The 24,242-nt window shown below is 44.1% G+C and carries 16 protein-coding genes; 4 read left to right on the top strand and 12 right to left on the bottom strand.

What is annotated here, in order from left to right:
* The first annotated feature begins 9 nt into the window (after positions 1-9).
* Positions 10-1,323, top strand: coding sequence for an anti-phage deoxyguanosine triphosphatase (locus D5I41_RS11750; protein ID WP_119009932.1), 1,314 nt, complete (start codon positions 10-12; stop codon positions 1,321-1,323).
* Between the two features lie 9 nt (positions 1,324-1,332).
* Here the strand turns inward: D5I41_RS11750 and D5I41_RS11745 are convergent, their stop codons facing one another.
* Positions 1,333-1,947, bottom strand: coding sequence for a tRNA-uridine aminocarboxypropyltransferase (locus tag D5I41_RS11745; RefSeq protein ID WP_119009931.1), 615 nt, complete (start codon positions 1,945-1,947; stop codon positions 1,333-1,335).
* A gap of 6 nt (positions 1,948-1,953) precedes the next feature.
* Between D5I41_RS11745 and rrtA the strand changes: the two genes are divergently transcribed.
* Positions 1,954-2,490, top strand: coding sequence for a rhombosortase (gene rrtA, locus D5I41_RS11740; protein ID WP_235868906.1), 537 nt, complete (start codon positions 1,954-1,956; stop codon positions 2,488-2,490).
* Positions 2,491-2,515: 25 nt separating this feature from the next.
* Here the strand turns inward: rrtA and D5I41_RS11735 are convergent, their stop codons facing one another.
* The 7 genes from D5I41_RS11735 to tig all read right to left on the bottom strand — a co-directional run bounded on the left by D5I41_RS11735 (position 2,516) and on the right by tig (position 11,413).
* Positions 2,516-2,821 carry a ComEA family DNA-binding protein gene (locus D5I41_RS11735; RefSeq protein ID WP_119009929.1) on the bottom strand — a complete coding sequence of 102 codons (306 nt, stop codon included), beginning with the start codon at positions 2,819-2,821 and terminating at the stop codon, positions 2,516-2,518.
* A 146-nt stretch (positions 2,822-2,967) separates the two neighbouring features.
* Positions 2,968-4,824, bottom strand: a complete 1,857-nt coding sequence (ppiD, locus tag D5I41_RS11730; RefSeq protein ID WP_119009928.1) for a peptidylprolyl isomerase — start codon at positions 4,822-4,824, stop codon at positions 2,968-2,970.
* Between the two features lie 159 nt (positions 4,825-4,983).
* Entirely contained in the window at positions 4,984-5,256 is a 273-nt protein-coding gene (hbs, locus tag D5I41_RS11725; protein WP_017027464.1) for a non-specific DNA-binding protein Hbs, read from the bottom strand.
* 195 nt (positions 5,257-5,451) lie between these two features.
* Positions 5,452-7,797, bottom strand: coding sequence for an endopeptidase La (gene lon, locus D5I41_RS11720; protein ID WP_119009927.1), 2,346 nt, complete (start codon positions 7,795-7,797; stop codon positions 5,452-5,454).
* A gap of 235 nt (positions 7,798-8,032) precedes the next feature.
* Positions 8,033-9,310, bottom strand: a complete 1,278-nt coding sequence (gene clpX, locus D5I41_RS11715; protein ID WP_017027462.1) for an ATP-dependent protease ATP-binding subunit ClpX — start codon at positions 9,308-9,310, stop codon at positions 8,033-8,035.
* A gap of 67 nt (positions 9,311-9,377) precedes the next feature.
* Entirely contained in the window at positions 9,378-10,001 is a 624-nt protein-coding gene (gene clpP, locus D5I41_RS11710) for an ATP-dependent Clp endopeptidase proteolytic subunit ClpP (protein ID WP_119009926.1), read from the bottom strand.
* 110 nt (positions 10,002-10,111) lie between these two features.
* Positions 10,112-11,413 carry a trigger factor gene (gene tig / locus D5I41_RS11705; protein WP_119009925.1) on the bottom strand — a complete coding sequence of 434 codons (1,302 nt, stop codon included), beginning with the start codon at positions 11,411-11,413 and terminating at the stop codon, positions 10,112-10,114.
* Between the two features lie 515 nt (positions 11,414-11,928).
* On the opposite strand from tig, the gene D5I41_RS11700 reads away from it, so the two are divergent.
* The gene (locus D5I41_RS11700; RefSeq protein ID WP_119009924.1) at positions 11,929-13,332 is read left to right on the top strand and encodes a sensor domain-containing diguanylate cyclase; all 1,404 of its coding nucleotides are present in this window, start codon (positions 11,929-11,931) and stop codon (positions 13,330-13,332) included.
* A gap of 3 nt (positions 13,333-13,335) precedes the next feature.
* Here the strand turns inward: D5I41_RS11700 and D5I41_RS11695 are convergent, their stop codons facing one another.
* From D5I41_RS11695 to gltX, 3 genes are all read right to left on the bottom strand, one after another.
* Positions 13,336-14,394 (bottom strand): HD-GYP domain-containing protein, encoded by a 1,059-nt coding sequence (locus D5I41_RS11695; RefSeq protein ID WP_119009923.1) that lies wholly within the window; start codon positions 14,392-14,394, stop codon positions 13,336-13,338.
* A 272-nt stretch (positions 14,395-14,666) separates the two neighbouring features.
* Positions 14,667-20,066, bottom strand: a complete 5,400-nt coding sequence (locus D5I41_RS11685) for an ATP-binding protein (protein ID WP_235868905.1) — start codon at positions 20,064-20,066, stop codon at positions 14,667-14,669.
* Positions 20,067-20,171: 105 nt separating this feature from the next.
* On the bottom strand, positions 20,172-21,599 hold the full coding sequence (gene gltX / locus D5I41_RS11680) for a glutamate--tRNA ligase (protein ID WP_119009922.1): 1,428 nt from the start codon (positions 21,597-21,599) through the stop codon (positions 20,172-20,174).
* A gap of 643 nt (positions 21,600-22,242) precedes the next feature.
* On the opposite strand from gltX, the gene D5I41_RS11675 reads away from it, so the two are divergent.
* A complete protein-coding gene (locus D5I41_RS11675; protein WP_119009921.1) occupies positions 22,243-23,067 on the top strand; it encodes a DUF2797 domain-containing protein in 825 nt (274 codons plus the stop codon).
* 105 nt (positions 23,068-23,172) lie between these two features.
* Here the strand turns inward: D5I41_RS11675 and D5I41_RS11670 are convergent, their stop codons facing one another.
* Complete coding sequence (locus tag D5I41_RS11670) at positions 23,173-23,865, bottom strand: oligogalacturonate-specific porin KdgM family protein (protein ID WP_119009920.1); 693 nt, start codon at positions 23,863-23,865, stop codon at positions 23,173-23,175.
* Positions 23,866-24,242 lie beyond the last annotated feature (377 nt).

The following is a 24,242-nucleotide window of genomic DNA, read 5'->3' as shown; positions in this document are numbered from 1 at the left end:
TTGAATCACATGGAAGTAGAAAACCTCTGGCAACAGCGTATAAACGAAGAAAATAAAGCACGTCTTAATGATCACCGCGACCCTTATCAAAGAGACAGGGCTAGAGTGCTGCATTCTGCTGCCTTCAGGCGCTTGCAGGCCAAGACACAGGTGCATGGCGCTGGCGGTAATGATTTTCATCGAACGCGATTGACACACTCTCTGGAGGCTGCGCAGATTGGCTCTGGCATTCTCGCCCAGCTGCAATCTAAGCATCCAGATCTTCTTTCAATACTTCCTACGACCAGCTTGATTGAGACGCTATGCCTTGCTCACGACATTGGCCACCCACCCTACGGACACGGCGGTGAGGTTGCGCTCAATTATATGATGCGTGAGCATGGCGGCTTTGAGGGCAACGCTCAGACCTTTAGGATCGTCAGCCAACTAGAGCCCTACACTCAGCATCATGGCATGAACCTGTGCCGACGCACTTTGCTTGGGCTTCTCAAATACCCATCGCTGCTGAGCAAAGTAGAGCGTGATTCCATACCCGATGGCATAGACAACCCAAGACAGCTTAAGGCGAGCCGCTGGACACCTGCGAAGGGTGTGTTTGATATCGACAACTCGTATTTTGAATGGGTCCTTCAAGGGCTTCCATCACAGGACATAGAACCATTTTGTAGCCTTAAGCAACACGCGGGCAATCGATATACCACCAAGAAGACCCGCTTTAAGTCTCTTGATTGTTCCATTATGGAGCTGGCCGATGACATTGCCTATGGCGTGCATGATCTGGAAGATGCCATTGTTCTAGGATTGGTCTCTAAACAGCAATGGCTCGAATCTGCCGCCAGCAAACTTGCAGATTGTGGTCACCCTTGGATGATCGCTGAGATAAACCGCTTAAGCGAGCAACTCTTTTCCGGTGAGCATTATCTGCGAAAAGATGCGATTGGTAGTATCGTTAATGCCTTGCTCACCAGTGCGGAAATTACCGAAGTCACCGACAGTGAGTTTAGTCACCCTCTTGTTCGATTCAACGCCACCCTTCATCCTCCGATGCTCGAAGTACTAGAGGTGTTTAAGCGTTTTGTCAGCCACTATGTTATTCAAGCTACTGAGGTTCAGCTGATTGAGTATAAGGGGCAGCAAATAGTCATAGACCTTTTTGAGGCGCTCAGTGGTGACCCAGAAAGGTTGCTTCCAGAAGCAACCAAGAACAAATGGAGACTGGCGAGGGATCAGCAAGATCAAGGATTTAGAGTTATCTGCGACTACATCTCTGCCATGACCGATGGTTATGCACAAAAGATGCACTCAAAGATGTTTGCAAGCTAGCGCTGTTGATTATCTATTGCGACCACCAAAGTACTTATCATAAGTGCCTTCAGGCAATTGAGAGATCTGAAACTCAATCATATTATCGAAGGCGTCTATTAGAGGCTTTGCATCACAGGCGCTCATTAAGGTAAGCGCGTGATAGGCGGCTTCAACAGTCGATAAAGCATTCTCTTTAGGCGCTTTACGTATGGTATAGCGCCCCTCTAAATCCTTTGGTAAATGTACCTGCTGCAACGAATGAAGGTTGCTGGATAACTGATACATCTTGAAGGCTTTTTTCCATGTGCCATCAATCAGAAATAAGCGTGTTTTGTGATAATGGGCTACGGTATCAACTATGCCACTCAGCTCCACAGATTCTTGAGTGGGAAACAGGATGAGATTAAGCGTATTGGGCTCAGTTAACCATTGATTAAGCATTGGATGAGCAGAAAAATCTTCTCCAACCAAAAGGTGACTAGGTGAGACACTCAACTCTATAATCTTGGCGGTACCTTTCGCTTGATTCACCTCACTAGGGTGCTGCAAAATAACCACCTCAATAGAGCTTTCAACAGCCTGAATCCATTGACACAAACAGGCTTTCTTGGCGCGGCCACACCTTTCACAGTATCGGGACATAGTTACGTGTATAAATTCCTAATTGCCTTCAGCTTACTTTTAGCGACATTTATGATTCCAGCGGTATCAACTGCGCTGCGTTGGGAGCACGATCTTATCGCAACACACCAATGGTGGCGACTATTAACAGGTAACTTTACCCACACTAATGCGTATCACTTGCTGATGAACCTCGCTGGACTCTGGATCATCAGCTACTTATTTCATGCGCGATGGAAAAAACTGATCATCTATATCGCCCTTATCTCGACCTTTATCGGTATTGGGTTGCTGTTTACGCAGACGCAAATCTACTATGGTTTATCGGGCGTACTGCACGGGCTGTTTGCCCTATACGCCTATCAAGAAGTCTCCATAGGAAAGCATAGCAGCTGGTTTTTGTTGGCGGGGTTAGGACTGAAGTTACTCGCTGAAAACAGTGGATTCGTGACTTTATCTACCGCTGAGCTTATCAATGCTAGGGTATCTACTGAATCTCATCTGATTGGCTCATTGTCTGGGCTAGCAATCGCGCTACTAGCCCGTAAGTTGTTAAAGCAATAGTTCTGACCTGACGTTATCCTTGTATTTATAACCGGATACGGGCTCGATTTTTGTCGACAGTTGCTTGACCAATGCCTTTCACCTGCTGCAACTCATCTGCATCTTTAAATTCACCGTGCACCTCGCGATAGGCCACGATTTGTTTTGCCTTGGTTGCTCCTACCCCAAGCAGCAATGTCGCCAATTCATCACTAGAGGCGGTATTGATATTCACTTCAATCTCAATACCTTCGTATTTGTCGCCCTTCATTTCATCTGCTGCATACCCCATCGCTGGTACTAGCGCTAAAAGTGCAATAACCCACAAACGCTTTATCATCGTTAATCCCATCTCTTTCTCCTTCCCTTAAGTCAATTAGGCACAAACGTGCCCTACTCAAGCTAGGAAAAAGGGCTCATAGTTGGAATCAACACCAGCAGAAACTAGAACGGGTCGCTAAAAGCGACCCGTTTCTTAATGCAAATGCGGCGGTATTATTACTGCGCATCTCCAGAGATGTAGTACTCGATATCAGTCGTGTTACGCAGTGTCTGTACTAGGCCCATAAGGTCTTGTTGTACATGTCCTGTTTGTAACTGTTCACTGATTTGAGCATTGAACTGGTCGTCAATCTCACTAACCACTTTGTTTAGCTCAATAATCACGATGTTACCCGTAGCGTCGATTGATTTCGCGTAGTGCAGGTTACCTTCGCTAGGGCGAGGCATTGCAAATACGGTGCGCGAAAGATCAGAACCGCGGTCAACACTTTGTACTTCACTAAAGTTTAAGTTGTTTTCAGCAAGCAAAGTCTTGTCGCCAGCTTCAAGCGCTTCAGCCACTTGAGCAGCCAGTTCGTTCGCTTGATTACGACCTTCAACCTGCTGCAGCTGCTCTTTAACTTGTGCCGCTACTTCTTCATATGGAAGTACAGTTTGAGGGCGAGAATCTTCAATGCGAACAACAATGATGTGCTCAGGGTCAACTTCAACAACCGCAGAGTTTAGACCATCTTCACGAACTTCCGGTGTTTGTAGCTCTTGCATTACAGCAGGAGATTTCAGCACCTCAGGTGCGTCTGCAACAGAAACGAAGTCTGTAGTGATCACCTTCTGGCCAACCGCTTCTGCAGCGTCATCCAATGAATCCGGGTATTCAAACGCGACGGTCTCTAGCTTGTTCTGTAGTGCGTAGAAACGGTCAACAGCTTGCTGCTCAGCAACTTCTGTCTTGATTTCTGCTGCTACTTCACTAAACGGCTTAGCTTGCGCCGCTTTTAGGTCGTCTAGCTTGATAATGTGGTAGCCGAAATCAGACTTAACGACTTCGGTGTAATCGCCCGTGTTTTGTAGAGCAAATGCGGCTTCTTCAAACGCTGGGTCCATCACGCCCTTTTCAACCCAACCTAGTGCGCCACCGTCTTCAGCAGAACCAAAGTCTTCTGAGCTGTCTTTCGCTACTTGAGCGAAATCAGCACCTGCTTTTAGTTCCGTCAATAGTTCATCAGCTTTCGCTTCATCTTGAACTAGGATGTGACTAAGGCTACGTTGTTCTTGAGTAGAGTAACGGTCGATGTTCTGCTCGTAGAAATCTTTAGCTTTTTCGTCAGTAACCGCATCGCTCTGATTCATTTTCTCAGCAGATAGCTCAACGTATGACACCTTGAACTGCTCTGGACGAGTGAAACGCTCAGGGTTGTTTTGGTAGAATTCTTGAAGCTGTTCATCCGTTAGTTCAACACTCTTTGCCATTTCATTTGGGTCAATAGTGATGGTGCGGATGTCACGCTTTTGCGTCAGTAGCATTGATGCTTGAGCAACTTCTTGTGGAAGTACAAATTCGCTCTGCTCGATAGCACTTAAGATTTGCTGACGAACAAGGTCGCTACGCAGGTACTCGGCAAAGCTTTCTGCGTTGTAACCGCCACGACGTAAAGAAGCTTGGTAAACCTCTTGATCGAACTGACCGTTGCTTTGGAACTGAGGCATGCTTAGCAGCATTTCTCGAACCTGTTTGTCGCTGATGCGAAGGCCCATTGATTCAGCGTACTGCTCAAGCAACACCTGATTAACCATTTGGTCCAACACACGCTGACGGAACGACTGCACGAATGCAGGGTCGCCTAACTGGCTAGTAAAATAATCGCCCATTTGCTGCTGGGCACGATTGCGCTCATTCTGGTAAGCCATTTCAAATTCTGCGCGAGAAACTTCAGCATTTCCCACTTTAGCAGCAGTACTGTTCCCGCCACCTAAATAGCCACTTACGCCGGTAAAAACGAAAGAGAGAATAATCAGACCTAGAATGATCTTAACTGCGATGCTATTTACGCCTTCGCGTAATCTTTCCATCATAATAGTGTGAAACTCCGAAGTGCGGCCTGTATTGAACTCAGGCTCTAAAAATCATTCACCCGATGATATCAGAAAAAGAAATGCGCACCAGTAGGATGCGCATAAATACAAGGTTTGATAACGATAATTTGTTATCTGATGTGACTTGAGAGCAATTTATTAGTTAACTGCGTCTTTAAGTGCTTTACCTGGCTTGAATGCAGGTACTTTAGCTTCTGCAATTTGAATTTCTTCACCAGTTTTTGGGTTACGACCAGTGCGAGCAGCACGAGTGCGGACGCTGAAAGTACCAAAGCCCACTAGAGCCACTTGATCGCCACCTTGTAGTGAGTCGCTGATTGATTCAACCACTGCATCTAGAGCACGACCAGCAGAAGCTTTAGAAAGATCTGCGTTATCCGCGATTTTTTCGATAAGTTGAGTTTTATTCACTATATATTCCCCTATTACTACCTGAGTGAAAGTTTAGGTAGGTCAATTCCATTGTTTTTATGAATCTAGCTTGTAACCCTTATTAGGAAAGGGCTACAGCCTCATTAGTTAAAGTAGCGCCCAATAAAAAAGCTGACAAGTATTTTGTACTCATCAGCTTAATTTACGTACTAATATTTGCGACTTATCACTCTTTTACCCTTCTACGGACACGCCGCTTGGGTCATTCTGTAGTGCAACGGTCAATACTTCATCAATCCATTGTACTGGTTTTACCACTAAATCTTTCTTAACGTTTTCAGGGATTTCTTCCAGATCACGTTCGTTATCTTTAGGGATCAGTACTGTTTTGATGCCACCACGGTGCGCCGCTAACAGCTTCTCTTTTAAGCCACCGATAGGCAGAACTTCACCGCGCAAAGTGATTTCACCTGTCATCGCAACATCCGCTCTTACAGGATTACCCGTTAAGCTTGAAACCAACGCCGTACACATAGCGGTACCTGCACTTGGGCCATCTTTTGGTGTTGCGCCTTCAGGAACATGAACGTGAATATCACGCTTTTCGTAGAAATCTGGGTTGATACCCAACTTCTCTGCACGACTCCTCACAACCGTCATCGCGGCTTGGATAGACTCTTGCATAACATCACCCAGTGAACCGGTTTGTGTTAGCTTGCCTTTACCTACCATAGACTCTGTTTCGATGGTGAGTAGATCACCGCCGACTTCAGTCCATGCAAGACCCGTTACCTGACCAATACGGTTGCTGTCATCAGCTTTACCATAGTCAAAGCGCTGCACACCCAAGTACTCTTTCAGATTGTCTTGGTTGACGACGACTTTCTTCAAAGAGCTATCAAGCAAAATGTTCTTCACTGCTTTACGGCAGATCTTCGAAATCTCACGCTCAAGGCTACGAACGCCAGCTTCACGAGTGTAGTAACGAATAATGCCAACAATGGCAGAGTCTTCAACTTCGATCTCTTGAAGCTTCAAGCCATTGCGCTTGATCTGCTTTTCAAGTAAATGATTCTTGGCAATGTTCAGCTTTTCATCTTCCGTATAACCCGATAGACGAATCACTTCCATACGGTCAAGCAATGGACCTGGAATATTCATAGAGTTCGACGTTGCTACAAACATCACATCAGATAAGTCGTAATCAACCTCTAAATAGTGATCGTTAAAGGCGTTGTTTTGCTCTGGATCCAGCACTTCCAACAAGGCAGATGAAGGGTCACCGCGCATGTCAGACGACATCTTGTCGATCTCATCGAGCAAGAACAGTGGATTCTTCACCCCTACTTTAGACATCTTTTGGATAAGCTTGCCTGGCATAGAGCCAATGTAAGTGCGGCGATGTCCACGAATCTCTGCTTCATCACGTACTCCACCCAGTGCCATACGTGTGTATTTACGACCTGTTGCAGCTGCAATAGATTGACCTAGAGAGGTTTTACCTACACCTGGAGGCCCAACAAGACACAGGATAGGTCCCTTCAGCTTGTTGATACGATTTTGTACCGCCAAATACTCAAGGATACGCTCTTTAACGCGCTCTAAGCCGTAGTGATCGGCATTGAGTACTTCTTCAGCTTTGGCTAGGTTCTTCTTCACCTTAGAGCGCTTAGCCCACGGTACACCCACCATCCAGTCGATGTAGCTGCGCACCACTGTCGCTTCTGCTGACATAGGTGACATCATCTTCAACTTCTGCAGCTCTTGCTCTGTTTTCTCGCGAGCATCTGTAGGCATCTTAGATTCTTCGATCTTTGCCTTGAGCGCTTCAAACTCATCCGGCGCGTCATCCATATCGCCAAGCTCTTTCTGAATCGCTTTCATTTGCTCGTTCAGATAGTACTCGCGCTGGGATTTTTCCATTTGTTTTTTGACGCGACCACGGATGCGTTTTTCAACCTGCAGGATATCAATCTCAGACTCCATGCTGCCCATCAAGAACTCAAGACGCTCATTAACGTCGATGATCTCAAGTACTCGTTGCTTCTCAGCAAGTTTCAGAGGCATATGAGCAGCAATTGAATCCGCAAGACGCGGGGCATCATCAATACCATTCAAAGAGGTTAATACCTCTGGCGGTATCTTCTTGTTCAGTTTAATAAAGCCTTCGAATTGGTTGATAGCACTGCGTACAACCACCTCTTCTTCTTTATCATCCATTACCGGCGTGGTTAGGAATTCAGCATCCGCGATAAAGAAATCGTCTTCGCGAACAGAGTGAATTTGCGCACGTTGCTGACCTTCAACCAGCACTTTAACCGTACCATCTGGCAATTTGAGAAGCTGCAGTATGGTGGCGACGGTACCTACTTGGAATAAATCATCTTTGGTCGGCTCTTCGGTGTCCGCTTCTTTTTGAGCAACAAGCAGTACTTGCTTGTCATTATCCATCGCAGACTGAAGGCAGTTGATCGACTTTTCGCGACCCACAAACAGAGGAATGACCATATGTGGGTAAACGACCACATCTCGTAATGGTAGAACGGGTATTTCAATACGCTCGGAACGCTCCAAGTTCATAGTTCTCTCTCTTCCGTTTTCGGCTTATGGTCTTTATATAAGGTCACTTTAAATAGAATCAATACTTGTAACAATAAGAATCAGCTAACTTACTCAAATAGTGCTCGTTTTTCGCTGTTTTGACTGAAATAGAATGTAAAACAGTGGAATACAAGTCACCTCATACGTAAATATGCGATCAACAGACACAAAAAAAGCGAGCTACTGCTCGCTTTTTATTTTCTAAGGCTCAACCTTACGATTCTGCAATCGCCGCTTGGTTGTCACCGCCGTTGTAGATCATCAGTGGTTCAGACTCTCCATTGATAACAGACTCGTCGATAACCACTTTGCTTACATCTGTCATTGAAGGCAGTTCGTACATGGTATCAAGTAGCACGTTCTCAAGAATTGAGCGAAGACCACGAGCACCTGTTTTGCGCTCCATTGCACGCTTCGCAATTGCGTTTAGTGCATCTTCACGGAATTCAAGTTCTACATCTTCGATGTCAAACAAGGCTGCATACTGCTTAGTCAGTGCATTCTTAGGCTGGCTAAGAATCTGAATCAAGGCAGCTTCGTCAAGTTCAGTAAGAGTAGTCGTTACCGGAAGACGACCGATAAACTCAGGGATAAGGCCGTATTTAACCAAATCTTCAGGCTCTACTTGCTTGAACATGTCGCTGATGCTCTTGTTCTCGTCTTTAGCGTGGATTTCCGCGCCAAAGCCAATACCAGAACCTGTTTCAACTCGTTGCTCAATCACTTTATCTAGGCCAGCAAATGCACCGCCACAGATAAATAAGATCTTCGAGGTATCAACCTGCAAGAACTCTTGTTGAGGGTGCTTACGACCACCTTGAGGCGGAACTGAAGCGATTGTACCTTCAACCAATTTAAGTAGTGCCTGCTGAACACCTTCACCTGATACATCACGGGTGATAGATGGGTTTTCAGCCTTACGAGAGATTTTATCAATCTCATCGATGTAAACGATGCCGCGCTCAGCTTTTGCTACATCATAATCACATTTTTGAAGCAATTTCTGGATGATGTTTTCTACATCTTCACCCACATAACCGGCTTCAGTTAGTGTTGTAGCGTCCGCCATAGTAAACGGTACGTCTAGGAAACGAGCTAGCGTTTCTGCAAGCAGTGTCTTACCACTACCCGTTGGGCCAATCAGCAAGATGTTACTCTTACCTAGCTCAACACCATCAGCGGTTTTATCACCGTTACGCAGGCGCTTGTAGTGGTTGTATACAGCTACTGAAAGCACTTTTTTCGCATACTCTTGACCGATTACATAATCGTCAAGGTGTTCACGAATATTTCGTGGAGTCGGCAACGCCTCTGACTCTTTCTTCGGCAGAGCCTCTTTGATCTCTTCACGAATAATATCGTTACAAAGATCAACGCACTCGTCACAGATGTAAACGGACGGGCCCGCGATCAACTTGCGAACTTCATGCTGACTTTTACCGCAGAAAGAGCAGTACAAAAGCTTGCCACTCTCTTTGCTTTTATCTGTCATTCGCTAACCTCTTAGCTTTAAACTTTAATCTAATAAAGTTTACATCAAAAAACTTGAACCGACGGGCTTATTTGCCTCGAGACAACACTGAGTCTACTAAGCCGTATTCAACTGACTCGTCTGCAGACATAAAGTTGTCGCGATCGGTATCGCGCTCAATCACTTCCATAGGCTGGCCAGTATGCTCAGCTAGAATCGTGTTTAGTTTGTTCTTGATAGTCAAAATCTCTTGAGCATGGATTTGAATATCTGAAGCTTGTCCTTGGAATCCGCCCAACGGTTGGTGAATCATCACGCGAGAGTTAGGAAGAGCAAAACGCTTACCTGGTGCACCACCAGCTAGCAGGAATGCACCCATAGAACAGGCTTGACCCATACATACCGTGCTCACATTCGGCTTGATGTACTGCATTGTGTCATAAATAGACATACCTGCAGTTACACTACCACCAGGGGAGTTAATGTATAGGAAAATATCTTTTTCTGGATTTTCTGATTCTAGGAACAACAGCTGGGCCACTACGAGATTGGCCATGTGATCTTCGACTTGTCCAGTCAAGAAAATGATTCGCTCTTTAAGCAAGCGAGAATAGATATCGTAAGAACGCTCGCCACGCGAAGACTGCTCTACCACCATAGGTACGAGTGCATCGACGATCGGCGACATTACATTTTTTTCTTGGTAGCTCATAGTGTTATATCCCTATCCCTAAAATAAATGGCCCGAATGATTATCTCATACGGACCATTATTAGTAGAAGTGTTATTTAAAAGTCAACCTTCTACGTGAACACAACGCCATTAAGCAGGCTGTTGGTTCATAATTGCATCAAATGACTCTTCTTTGTCAGTCACTTGTGCTTTAGCGATGATAGCGTCAATCGCTTGCTCTTCTAGAGCAACGTTGCGCATGTTATTCATCATTTCTTCGTTACTTTCGTAGTAAGCAATAACTTCAGTTGGGTCTTCGTAAGCTGTCGCCATGTCAGTGATAAGAGCTTTAACTTTCTCATCATCTGCTTTTAGCTCTTCAGCTTTGATTACTTCACCTAGAAGAAGACCAACAACTACGCGCTTCTTAGCTTGCTCTTCGAACAGTTCACGAGGAAGCTGGTCAGCAGCGTCAGTGTTGCCACCGAAACGTTGTGCAGCTTGCTGGCGAAGAACACCGATCTCTTGCTCGATAAGAGCAGAAGGAACAGTGATATCGTTTTCTTTAGCAAGACCGTCGATTGCTTGATCTTTGATGCGAGTCTTAACAGCTTGCTTAAGTTCACGCTCCATGTTCTTGCGTACTTCAGCTTTAAGCGCGTCAACACCGCCTTCTTCAACGCCGAACTTAGCAACGAACTCGTCAGTTAGCTCAGGAAGCTCACGAGCTTCAACTTTGTTCACTTTGATAGAGAACTTAGCGTCTTTACCTTTTAGGTTTTCAGCGTGGTAGTCTTCTGGGAAAGCTACGTCGATGTCGAATTCCATACCAGCAGTCTTACCTGCGATACCGTCTTCAAAACCAGGGATCATGCGACCTTGGCCCATTTCTAGTGGGAAGTTATCAGCTTTACCGCCTTCAAACTCTTCACCGTCGATAGAACCAGAGAAATCGATAGTTGCACGCATGCCTTCTTCAGCAGCTGCATCAACTTCAGTCCAAGTTGCTTGTTGCTTACGTAGAGTTTCAATCATGTTGTCTACGTCTGCATCTTTAACTTCTACTACTGGCTTCTCAACAGCGATGTTCTCAAGACCTTTAAGTTCGATCTCAGGGAAAACTTCTAGAGTTGCAGTAAATACAAGATCTTGACCTTCAGCTGTTTCTACTGGTGCGAAAGTTGGAGCACCTGCTGGGTTGATCTTTTCTTTAACGATAGCCTCGATGTAGTGACGCTGCATCACTTCACCCATAACGTCGTTACGTACCGCTTTGCCGTACATTTTCGCTACCATTTTCATAGGCACTTTGCCTTTACGGAAGCCGTCAAAACGACGGTTTTTAGCGATGTTACGTAGTTCAGCTGTTACTGCATCTTCAATGTTAGCAGCAGGAACAGTGATAGTTAGACGGCGCTCAAGACCTTCTAGAGTTTCAACAGTAGCTTGCATTATTTTTAAACCTCAACAAAAGCTCAGTTTCCTGAGCATGGCGTCACAACTCTTATAGAGAGTGACAACATCCTAGTGTGCGCCTCAAAGAGACACCTAAATACAAAAAAGAGTGCCGTTGCTATCAAAGCAACAACGAATCAATTAGCGATATCTTAAGCCAAGACATCTCCAATTAATCTCAGAGTAATAAATTGACGCGACATTCTACCGACATAGACCAGCTGTGTCGAGACGTGCCCCTAAACACTCTTCAATATTGGTGGCGAGATATTTTAGAAATCTCACAGAAAGATACAATGGGGGCAGGTTTGATAAAATCAACGGCTAAAATAAAAAATGCCATATAAGTACAAAAAACGAGATCTCCCTCAAACTTCACTCACTTTACAGGTCGACGTATTGTTACACAGAAGAATAGTCCTACATTACTGCTGAGAATTCACTATGCTATTTATACTTCAGTCAAAAGTAATCTCTGTGAATGCATTCGCAATGCGAACCGGTGGGAAAATGTGCAACTAACATCAAGGCTAGAAAAAGCCCTCATCACCTCTGCAATACTATTATGTGGAATAGTTGGAACCTATTTCATAGAGAATCAGTACACCCTTAAACAAAATCAATTAAAAACCATCCGCTTTTCTGACGCGAAAAATAAAGTGGCCGAGGTTTCAGCTGAGCTGTCTTTATCCTTGCAGAAAAAAATCTACTCTGCCTATACGTTAGCCAACATCATTAGCACTCAGCCGAGCATCACTAATCAACAACTACAAAAAATAAGTCAAAGCCTACTCAATCACGACAGTCAACTCATGGGGCTTGGAATCGCTATCGATGACGTCATCACATATGTCTATCCAGAATTGCTCTACGCCGCCGCTGTTGGGCGCGATACCACAGAATCTCCGGCAGTTAGAACTCAGATACAAAAGCTTAAAAGTAACCCTCTGGCCTTGGCTCAAGGTACGGTACACAAGGTTGAAGATGCACCCGAGTTGTACATACTGCGCAGTCCCATTTACGCAGGAGATATCGGCAGTCGCACTTACCAAGGACACATTCTTCTGTTGGTTAACATACAGAAAGTCGTAGAAGACTCTCACTTATTGGATAGCGTTTATTCTATTGCTGTAAGGCACAAAGAAGACCCTACACAAGTGTTTGGTGATCTGCAGGCGATTAAGAAGCCACTGCTGGTGAATGATGTTGAAATTAACTACGGTGATTGGGAGGTGTTCATTGCTGAAAAGCCGGATGCCAATCCAGCCTTTTGGTACCTAATAAACCCGGTCAGATGGTACGGCTATTTAATACTGTCCATCATTCTCGCCATGTTTGCCATCATCTCAATGCTTTACCTGCAAGCTAGGCAGCGCTCTATGCAAGATGAATTGACAGGCCTTCCAAACCGTCGCTACTTTATTTACACCCTCAAAAATATCATAGGCAACGCTAAGCATTCGGGGACACGATTTGCCTTGATGAATATAGACCTTGATGGTTTTAAGCAGATCAATGATAACTACGGTCATGCCAGTGGCGACCTAATATTGAAACAAGTTGCTAAGCGATTACGAAAAAGTGTCCGCGCCAACGATACGATTGCCCGTGTGGGCGGCGATGAATTCCTTATTATTGTTTCTCGAATTAAGAACGAAGAAGAGTTAGCGCAATTGGTACATTCCATCCAATCTAGAGTTGAGCAAGGTCAATATCTGGTGCAAGGTGCCTTCGTCAATATCAAAGTCAGCATTGGTTATAGCTTGTACCATGATAAGAGCATCACTTTTGATCACTTGCTGTCTGAAGCAGACATTAATATGTATAAAAACAAGGCCCTCAAGCGACAGCTTAAGGGCCTTCGTCGAGCGGAAATAGAGACTATCAATGCGCTCGACAAAAACAGTAATCACTAGGACCTAATCAGGCTCAGCATATTTGCGCATGATCTCCCGTATTTTAGGCTCTTGGCTTAAAAACAGATCCACCAGCGTAGCATCAAAGTGCTTATTCTTTTGCTCACCCAAAAACTGTAGTGCCTCTTCCACAGACCAAGCTTTTTTATAAGGCCTAATGGAGGTCAAGGCATCAAATACATCAGCAATAGCGCAGATGCGTCCAACTAAAGGAATATGCTCTCCTTCCAAGCCATTTGGGTAACCTGTACCATCCCATTTTTCGTGATGAGTTAAGGCAACGATACGAGCCATTTCCATCAGCTTAGAATCTTCACTATCACCTAGAATGTCTACACCGATTTGCACATGAGTACGCATTACCTCCCACTCTTCAGGGTCTAATTTTCCCTTCTTCAGTAAAATACCATCAGGTATGCCGATCTTTCCTATGTCATGCATTGGTGCCGCTTCTTTTAAAATATCAGCATGTTCATCAGGCATACCGCACGACTTCGCTAAAACATAGGCATAATTCGCCATGCGCAAAACATGCATACCGGTTTCGTTATCCTTGTATTCCGCGGCCCTTCCTAGTCTCTTAAGCAACTCAACGTTAGTCTGCTTTATGACCTTTGTTTGTTCTTCTACCTTTAGGTACAACTGCTTATTTTGATCTGACAATGCCAAGTGTGTTTCAATTCTTTGCTTGGCGATAGGAGGAACGATAGGTTTTCCTATGTAGTCCACCGCCCCTAGTTGGAGTCCTTTTATTTCGTCATCGGCACTGATTTTGGCGGTAACAAAAATAATAGGAATAGGCTGAGTGTGGCTTTGCTCCTTCAATCTACGACACACCTCAAAACCATCAATCTCTGGCATCATGATATCGAGCAAAATGAGATCGGGTAGCGGATTTAACTGTGCCAATTTAAGGGCCAGTGCACCAGTGGTCGCAACTCGAATTCGATAGTCGTTTTTAAGCAAGCCGACCAATACATCAATGTTTTCCGGCGTATCATCAACAATCAACAATAGGGGTTTATCTTGCTCTGAGATCGTTACCATTGTGTCAGTATGCATTTTTATCCCTAGGGTCTGTTGACCTTTTGCGATTAAATTTTGCTCGACTAGAAACCATTTAATCAAGGCGAGGGGCTTGCCGCCTAGTCATCTAAGCAAAAGACGCTCAACGACGAGTAAATGGTTTCTAGCCGAGCCCTTCGGGTAGCGTTTGTTGGGCATTTCTACGGCGTTAGTCCCTTTTCATGTGGAACCACCACACCTAAAAGTGACTGCCTTGTTTAAATACCCAACAAATCGCTACAAAAATAAACTCAAAAGATCAACAGACCCTAGTTATTTTCATTGTGTTCAAGCCAGGTATTCATCGCATGTAAAGCTTCATCGAACTGATAGTTAGAGAGTGCTCCCTCAATCGTATCAAGTAATGCAGATAGTTCAGGCTGTAAGCTTTGCACTCTAAGTGCCTGCAGTCCCTCTAAAGCCTGAATATCATAGTCCTCTAGCAAATTTTTTAGTTCCTTCAAGGCAGGAACGAGCTCTTGATTACTTTTCTTATTGCCATCTGGCTGAACGATCGCTTGTTCATTCTCTGAGCCTTTTATTTCTGCTCGCTGGCTATTGTCTAGGTACGTCTGAATTGCCTGCTGGGTTTCCTGAGTAAGCGAACGTAAGCGTGCTATTTGTAGACTAGTCAATTCTTTATTCTCTGAGTGTAGGTGTTGTTCATAGTGAACACAGAGTTGGTTCAATAGCATTGCGCCTATGCTTGCCGATGTCCCTTTAAGAGTATGAATTTCTCGCATCGCAACCTCCCAATCACCGCCATCATGAGCAGCAATAAAATCTTCGACACGACTTGAAGAGTTGGCAAGGTACTTATCAATCAACCGTAAAAAAAGATCTCTATTCTGATTGCAGGTCTGTAAGCCTCGTTCAACTAAAAACAGCTGCGCATCGTCATGCTCAACCGATGGCATTGAGGTCTGTAATGCCAGCAGTGAGGCAGAGGAATCCCCTCGTGATTTTTGTGCGGCATCCACTAGGACTTGCATAAGACGAGGCACCTCAATCGGTTTAGCCAAGTAATCGTCCATGCCGACCGCCGTCGCCTTCTCCTCATCTCCGACCATGGCATTCGCGGTCATAGCAACAATGGGCGTAGTCTTATCAAACTGCCTGATTTGTTCCGTAGCCTGATACCCACCAAGCACAGGCATTTGGATATCCATTAAAATAATGGTGTAGTTTTCAGACTTGGCTTTTTCTACCGCAAGAAAGCCGTTTTCAACCACGTCGACTTCAAGGTGGAACGGAGCGAGCAAACCAAGCACCAACTCTTGATTTAACTCATTATCCTCAGCTAACAATACTCTCAAACCACGCAACAACTCTGCATGGTCGATAGCGTCATCTGCTGAAGGCGTATTTTCATCGCCATTTAGGCCACTGATCTGACGAATAAACTCATAGGGCAGCCAAGGCCGAGGCAATATTTCAATCTTCTCTTCTTTGGCTAGGGTAACCCTATCTTCATTGGCGCTACTTAGAATCACTCGGCCAATGTCTTTTAGCTGTCGCAATTGATGTTGAAATACCGAGGGGTCACTAGAGAGAGCAAAGTCTGACAGATAGAACAATGGCTCTAAATCAGACGTACTTCGTCGCACTGCGTCCATTAAACCAGTGTAGTTGTCAAAAACCATCGGCTCGATATTGATATCCGCTAAGGCCGTATTTAATGCATCAACGCCCTTATTTGAGGGTTCGAGAACAAAGAATGGCATGTCTTGCCATAGATTTATATTCTGCTGCATCTGCTCATGGAGTAGGTGATCCTCTGGTGCGACCTCTAACTGAATCTCAAAATGGAACGTACTTCCGACATTTAATTCACTTTCTACCCAGAATCGCCCCCCCATCAATTCAATGATCTGCTTACTAATACTAAGCCCTAGTCCGGTACCACCATATTCACGCGTTGTTGATGCATCTGCTTGCTGGAAGGATTCGAATAGCTTGTCTAGCTTGTCTGCCGCGATACCAATACCGGTATCTTGCACATAGAAATGGTAGCGATAAAACCTTTCATCCTCCGCCACAGGATGCGCTTTAAGCCCGATCAATATCTCTCCCTTATCTGTAAACTTAGAAGCGTTACTTCCGAGGTTAATTAACACTTGGGACAACCTAAGCTCATCGCCAATCACCATTCTGGGGGTCATTCGGTCGATATTAAAAATGAAGTCTACATTTTTTTCAGCGATTCTGAAGCCCAAAACATTGGCGATATCTCTCAGAGTTTCTCTCAATGAAAATGGACGTTGTTCTAGCTCGAGTTTACCTGATTCAATCTTTGATATATCGAGAATATCATTGATGATCAAGAGTAAAGATTGAGCTGATTGGTGTACTTTACCAATGTAGTTACGAGCCTTTCTGTTTAGGTTCTCTTCCAATGCTAAATACGACATACCGATAATTGCATTCATTGGTGTGCGTATTTCATGACTCATATTTGCCAAGAAGTCACTCTTGGTTTGGTTTGCGATATTGGCGGCTATAGTCGCGTCTGCAAGATCTTTATTCAGGTTCTTAATTTCTGAGATATCATAACTCCAAAATAAGACCGCGGGTTCTCCCCTATAATCAATCAAGTAATAGCTACACAAAGCCGTAAACTGTGTATCATCATCACGCTGAAATACCATCTCGCGATCCACTACCTTGCCACTTGATTCAAGTTGTTTATACACACTTTCTCTATCAACCGTGTCAGCATATATCCGCGAAATAAAATACCCATACGAGTCATCGCTACTCAGTTTAAATTGCTCTAAGGCTCGATTGTTTGAATAAACAATTCTCTCTCTTTGCACTATGATGGCGGCGATACTTGAGGTGTTCAGAATGTCGAACAGTTGATTGCGGCTGGCCAACGCTTCTTGTTGAGCCTTTGTTGTCGCCTCTATTTGCTTCTTCAGTTTTCTGTTGGAAACATAAAACACCAACAAGACTATCAATGAAAAGCCAGAGACAAGTATGACCATTCGATAGTCTACTTTTTCAACTACATGACTTGATGCCCAGTTATTAATTATCTTTTGCTTCTGACTCGCACTGATTGACCGCACAGCCTTGGTCACAATCGAGGTTAATATCGGCTCATTTTTCAGGATATGAAAGGTAGGTGTCACCGTATAGTCTAAGCGATCGACAATCGACAAATTACGGTAGGAATGTTGATTAAAGATGTAGTTGATCACATACGTTGTGTCTACATAACCATCGAGTTTTTCATGGGCTAGCATGTCTAAACCAACCGCTGAACTATCTACTGGAATCCACTCTATCTCAGGGTAGTTATCCATCAATATAGGCGTGTTAGAGGCACCACGCTGAACGCCAATACGCTTGCCGCCCATATTGCCCAAGCCCTGCCCATAATCTAATCCACTTCGACCTGCGACAGCCAATTGGTCTGTAAATAGGGGTAAAGTCGTAACGTAGTCATAGAACATGCTTTTGTTTTCCATGGCAGCGGACACCATGGGTATTTTCCGCTGTTCTATTTCATCAACCGTTTCTTGCCAAGAATCCACCAGCACAGGTTCAAACTGTATCCCTACCTTAGAGCTCATATCTTTCAATACATCAGCAACAATACCTATGTATTCACCGTTCTCCACGCCCTCATAAGGTAAGGCTGTAGGATCAATACCTATGGAGACTACCGGGTTTTCTTTTATCCAGTTTAGCTCTTGCTCGGTCAGGTTTAGGGTGAAGACATGCAAATCTGCGCGTTCATAGATATTTCTAATGCTCTCGTAGTCAATGACACTAAAGCCTTCAAATATACTCAAGGGAGGGATGTAATTTTTATTGAATGAGGCGCTGTTACCCAACTCAGAATAGATGGTTAACTCACCGAGAATTGTTTGCTCTATGCCCTGCCCTTGAATCAAGGGCTGCCTTATAGAAATAAGTCCTTGTCGGCTAAATGCATCAACTTTTCGTAGTTGCCCGTTAGTGCTTATAAAGTTCCTCACCTGATTAGGGTTGTCACCTATTTGAAGGTTAATCGCCTCAAAGCTATCTGAGAAATTAAAGGCTTCAAACACTCTCTCCAGCAACTGTACCCGCTCAACTGAGACCAAGTACGCCACAATCTCCGTTAACAAAGCTGCACTCTGCGCTTTGGCTTGAAATACGGCATTTTCATAGAACTTCTCTAAGCGCCGTGACTTAGCACTTCGCTTAAATACAGCAAGCTCTGCGTTAAATTTGTCGCGAAGAATAGGACCTCGAAACCCTATTCTTAAAGGAACAAAAAAACGAGTTTTGTGGTCGTGAGTAGAATTAATCTGCGGTATTTTCACCACCTTACTCAAGAACACTGCCAACTCTCGAGAGTCCACTAGTAGGTAATCTACCTTGCCGACTTCCAAGGCACCTAAACCACGCTCGAGTTTTAAATACTTGTTATCTACTTCTCGTCCAAATCGCTCTTTCAGTTGTCTAGCAGCATGCACCGTAGCAATGTCATCAACACCTAGCACAGTACCAATTGTTTTCTGATTTCCCTGTGTTAAATCTATCTTCTCTCCGACCCGAGAGACCAAACGGTATTCTTGATATAGATAAGGTTCGGAGTAGAAAAGGTTATCTTTATTCAGCGTTTCATCAGGTGAATTACTCAAAACTTGTGTCGTCACAAAATCTAAATCATCAGAGGTTAGCTTTTCGGAATAATTGAAGTTTGGATCACCCTGCAACAAGGTTCCTATCTCATAACCCATTGATTCAAAGAGATGTTGTAAGATCGAGAACTCTAAACCCACTGCAGATTCTGGAACGAACATATAGGGAGTCCGATTAAAGTAGGTATAGCCACTTAATTCGTTCTTATAGGGTTCATTATCATACCAATGAGCCATGATGCCATTTTGAATGTCATAGGGCATACTCTTCAATGACTTATCGATGACAGACTGCAGTTGCTTTGAATCAGGATGAGTGGCCATCTGTAACCTCAACCCATAAAGTTCTCTCGCTGGTCTAAAGGACTTAACATTTTTAAGATTAAGTCCTTTCACTATCCTCTGAGATGAGACCTTTTCACCAACAAACCCTTCCACCTCACCACTATCTAACGCTTTCAATGCTTCTCTGTCACTTTCAAAGTATTGAATATCTAGTGAGAAGTCTCGAGTCATAAGGAATCGGTCAATCGCTCCTCCTTTAATGACGGCAAGCTTAATGGGATCCATTTTGTTTGGGTCAATCTCTAAAGATAATGCGTGATCAAAGTTGGTGAAAACAAAGTAGTGGTATGGAAGATAAGGAGCGGAATAAGCTAGGTTGAGTTTAGAACCCTGAAAATTGAAGGTCATTGGATAGAGATCGATTTTGCCACTCTGAATACCATCATAGCCCTCTTGCAAGGTCAATATAGGAACTTCTATAAAATCAATATCGGTCGATTTTTCTATGTATTGTAGATAATCCTTAACGATACCGGCATAGTCACCGCGATCGTTAAGGTAAATAAACGGATAATGGCTATCGAATACCGCAACTCTAATTCGTTGACCTTCTCTAAGCCAAGCTTGTTCATCTTCGGTAAACTCAATCTCGGCCAATGCTCCAGATGACAAGACGGCCCAAAGCATCAGCGAACACGCAAGCTTTATTGAGTTTACAGATTGGAATAGAACGGTTATCAAGGACACACCCGAGAGTCATCAGAACATTCCCATAACTATAATACAAAAAAACCGCTAACTTACTGAAAGTTAGCGGTTTGAATAACTATAAGCTTAAATAAGAAACGTTAGTTATGCGTTTGCTTCGCGTTGAGCAATAAACTCAAGTGCCAGTTTGATACGAGCAATAACGCGCTCTTTACCAATCAACTCCATTACTGCATCTACAGAAGGGGATTGACCACCACCTGTTACAGCAACACGAAGTGGCATACCGATTTTACCCATGCCGATCTCTAGCTCGTCACAAACGGCTTTGATTACGCCATCTTTGATCGAGTCAGTAGACCAATCGGTCAGTGCTTCAGCTTTAGCCAGTGCCAACTCTAGAGGGCCTTTTGCTACGCCGCGCAGATGCTTCTTCGCTGCACCCGCTTCAAACTCGCTAAAGTCTTCATAGAAGTAGCGAACTTGCTCAGCGAGTTCAACAAGCGTGTTGCAACGCTCACCGACTAGTTTGATCACTTCAGTGATTGCAGGACCGTTGTCTATGTTCAGGTTTTGTTGATCCAAATGCCATTGTAGGTGCTTAGCAACGTACTCAGGCTCTGAAGTCTTGATGTAGTGGTTGTTTAGCCACAACAGCTTGTCAGTATTGAACGCAGAGGCTGATTTAGAGATAGCATTCAGGCTAAAGAACTCAATCATCTCTTCTTTTGAGAAGATCTCTTGGTCGCCGTGAGACCAACCTAGACGAACTAGGTAGTTGTTTAGTGCATTCGGCAAGTAACCTTCATCGCGGTATTGCATTACTGATACAGCGCCATGACGCTTAGACAGTTTTGCACCATCGTCACCCAAGATCATTGCACAGTGTGCAAAGGTTGGAACTGGAGCATTTAATGCTTTGTAGATGTTAATCTGACGAGGCGTATTGTTGATATGGTCTTCACCACGAACTACGTGAGTGATACCCATATCCCAGTCATCCACTACAACCACAAAGTTGTATGTAGGCGCGCCATCGGTACGACGAATGATAAGGTCATCCATCTGGTCATTACCAATCTCAATGCGACCACGGATCTGGTCTTCAAATACTACGCTACCCTCTTTCGGGTTACGGAAGCGCACTACATAATCGTCACCGTCTTTAGCTGCCGCATTTGCTGCAACAACTTTAGGGTGATTAGCATCGTAGCGAGGTGCTTCTTTATTAGCTTCTTGGTCAGCGCGAATCTCTTCAAGCAACTCTTTAGACGCATAGCATTTGTACGCTTTGTCTTCTACTAGTAGTTGGTCGATACACTCGTTGTAGCGGTCAAATCGTTTAGATTGGAAGTACGGACCTTCATCCCAATCCAGTCCCATCCACTGCATCCCTTCAAGGATAGCGTCTACTGCTTCTTGAGAGTTACGTTCTAGGTCGGTGTCTTCGATACGCAGTACAAATTCACCGCCTTGGTTTTTTGCGTAAAGCCAAGAATAAAGTGCAGTACGAGCACCGCCTACGTGTAGGAAGCCAGTTGGGCTTGGGGCAAAACGAGTTTTTACCGTCATTGAATTTACCTTTAACAGTCCAGTCGCTTGGATAAGCGTAAAATTTGTCGCTATTTTAGCACCGAAGTACAAATGTACAACGAGATCCAGCTGAAACTAGTTAAAGAGGGGCTGAGTAAGCCTTAAGTAAGGTAATTTAGAGTGAAATTTAAGATAGTGAAATGACGCGGGGGCGGGGAGTATTTGGTATAACCGATGTAGCTTTGCAGATACTCCCCTAGCTTAGAGTATTCATAATATGAAACTTACTACGCAGATCAGTGAAGCCAATGAAAATAGAGCGATACGGCTGATAAGACCAAATTCAGAATGTTCAATCATAGATGGGTGATGCATAAGCTTTCCTTGATAATGTTTAACACCCTTTCAATATGCGCCATCTAACGCCCCTTAACAACATTAATGTTGCAGTATTATGACACATTGCAATATTTATAGGTTAAAGATGACGCACATCACACTTTTGAGAGGTAAGTTACAACTGTAATGCGTAAGTAAAAGCAACAAAGAGTAACTAAATCAGCAACTAAAACCCCTCTTTTCGCTATTAACAACTTTACGAGCACAGTCACAATTTTGTTAGGTATACTAGAGTCTGTTGACCCTAGCGAACGGTTGCGAAATACAAAGGAATACGCAAAGCATGACTCAAATAACTGGCCATATCCGCAAGATGACCTCCACTCTACAAGATGGACAAGTCACCTATCAATTACCACTAGATGATCAGTTGCTTGATCTTATGCCTTTGATTGGTAAGCAGCTCACTTTAGAGCATTCGGGCAACATCCATTGCCAAGAGTGTGGCAAGAAAACCAAGAAAAGTTATTCACAAGGGTTTTGCTACCCTTGCATGACCAAGCTTGCCAAATGCGACATGTGCATAATGAAACCAGAAACCTGTCATTTTGATAAAGGCACCTGCCGGGAGCCGCAATGGGGCGAGGATAACTGCTTTGTACCCCACTACGTCTATTTGGCAAACACTACAGCTATCAAAGTAGGGATTACTCGTCATACACAAATACCTACGCGCTGGATAGACCAGGGAGCCAATCAAGCCCTACCGATTTTCAAAGTCAGCTCTCGCCTTCAATCGGGTTTGGTTGAAACGGCATTAAAAGCGTTTATTTCGGATAAGACCAACTGGCGCAACATGCTCAAAGGCAAAGCAGACAACATAGACCTAAAGCAGAGATCGCAAGAGTTGATTCCTCAGATAGAAGAAAAGCTATCAGAACTTCAGCTTAGATTCGGCGCAGACGCTATTGAACGTCTAGACGCTGACGTTGTTGAGATCGACTACCCAGTAACCGAATACCCAACCAAGATCAGCTCCTTGAACTTTGATAAAACACCACGTTTAGGCGGCACTCTACTCGGCATCAAAGGCCAATACTTATACTTTGATACCGGCGTAATTAACCTGCGTAAATTCACTTCCTACGAGATCACCGCCGAGTATTAAAAACAAAAAAGCCGAGCTGACAATCCAGCTCGGCAAATCAAACAATTAACACCCTTCGGTGTGTTTACTGGGCAAAAAAGGTAAACGCCCTACGAGGAAATAAGCTTAGAAACCGTAAGAGGCACCAAATACGAAGGCATTGTTTACTAGGCTATCGCCTTGCGCATTATCAAGACCATTTGCTTGGCTACGGAACTCGAAGTAAGGCTGAACACCGTTGCGTGTCCAGGTTGCACGGATCTCGTGATCCATTGTCTCGCCTTCAATCATGTAAACGTTGTTGTAACTTAGAGCAAGGTCCATGTCTGCAAAGTCATAAGCAATGCGGTTATCCATGCGGTAATCAGTATCAGCGTCTGCATCCGTTGCATCAATATGAGCACGAGTACGGTTGCTTATAGAAAGGCCGTTATCGAAGTTGTAGCCAATCTTAATTAATGGGCGGTACTGAATAGAGTCACCCGCAGAAATCAAGTGCTGGTAACCTGCCGCAACCCACAGGTGATCGGTTAGGTTAAATGCTTGCTCACCACCAACAGTGATAGCTGGAGTAGTATTACCTGCACCACCATTTTCAGTAACAATCTCACCAAGCTGAATGCCGTCAAACTCAGTGTAAAGAGTCAGGCCGCCTAAACTGTTTTCAAAAGTATGCCCCGCTTCTAGTGTCGAAGTTGATTTTGAGCCGTGGATACGACCGTCATCGTGAAACTGAACATTACCTGTAACGTAAGAAGATGCGAATGCTGGAGAAGAAACAGCCAATGCCAGTGCACTTAACCCGATAACTTTTTTCATGTTTATACCTACATTTGTCAAACTAGAATTTATTGAGAGCTTCAATTCACAAGCTCTTCTAATGATTTTCTTGGCAACCCTTCTAGAACCAAGAGCAAATCCTTTTCAGCTTCAGTAGTACTGCACTTTCGGATTCGAATTCGAACTCGTTTTCAGTAGCTACAATGTCTCCATGACTTGGATGCATCCTGCTTGAGTTAATTCGCAAAGAAAAATAAAGCTATCAGCAGTGCGACATATATCACATCAACTTGTCTTATAAAAAAAATAAAAGTTAATTAAATCAATAAAAACAACAACTTAATTAAAATGTAAATTTTATAGAGAATTCAACAACAAATACAAAAGGTGACTATGATCACGATAACTATCGAATA

The sequence above is a fragment of the Vibrio superstes genome (genome assembly GCF_003569005.1).
Lineage (GTDB): Bacteria > Pseudomonadota > Gammaproteobacteria > Enterobacterales > Vibrionaceae > Vibrio > Vibrio superstes.
The sequence above is the reverse complement of the archived record's forward strand: the minus strand, read 5'-3'. Positions and strand labels throughout refer to the sequence as shown.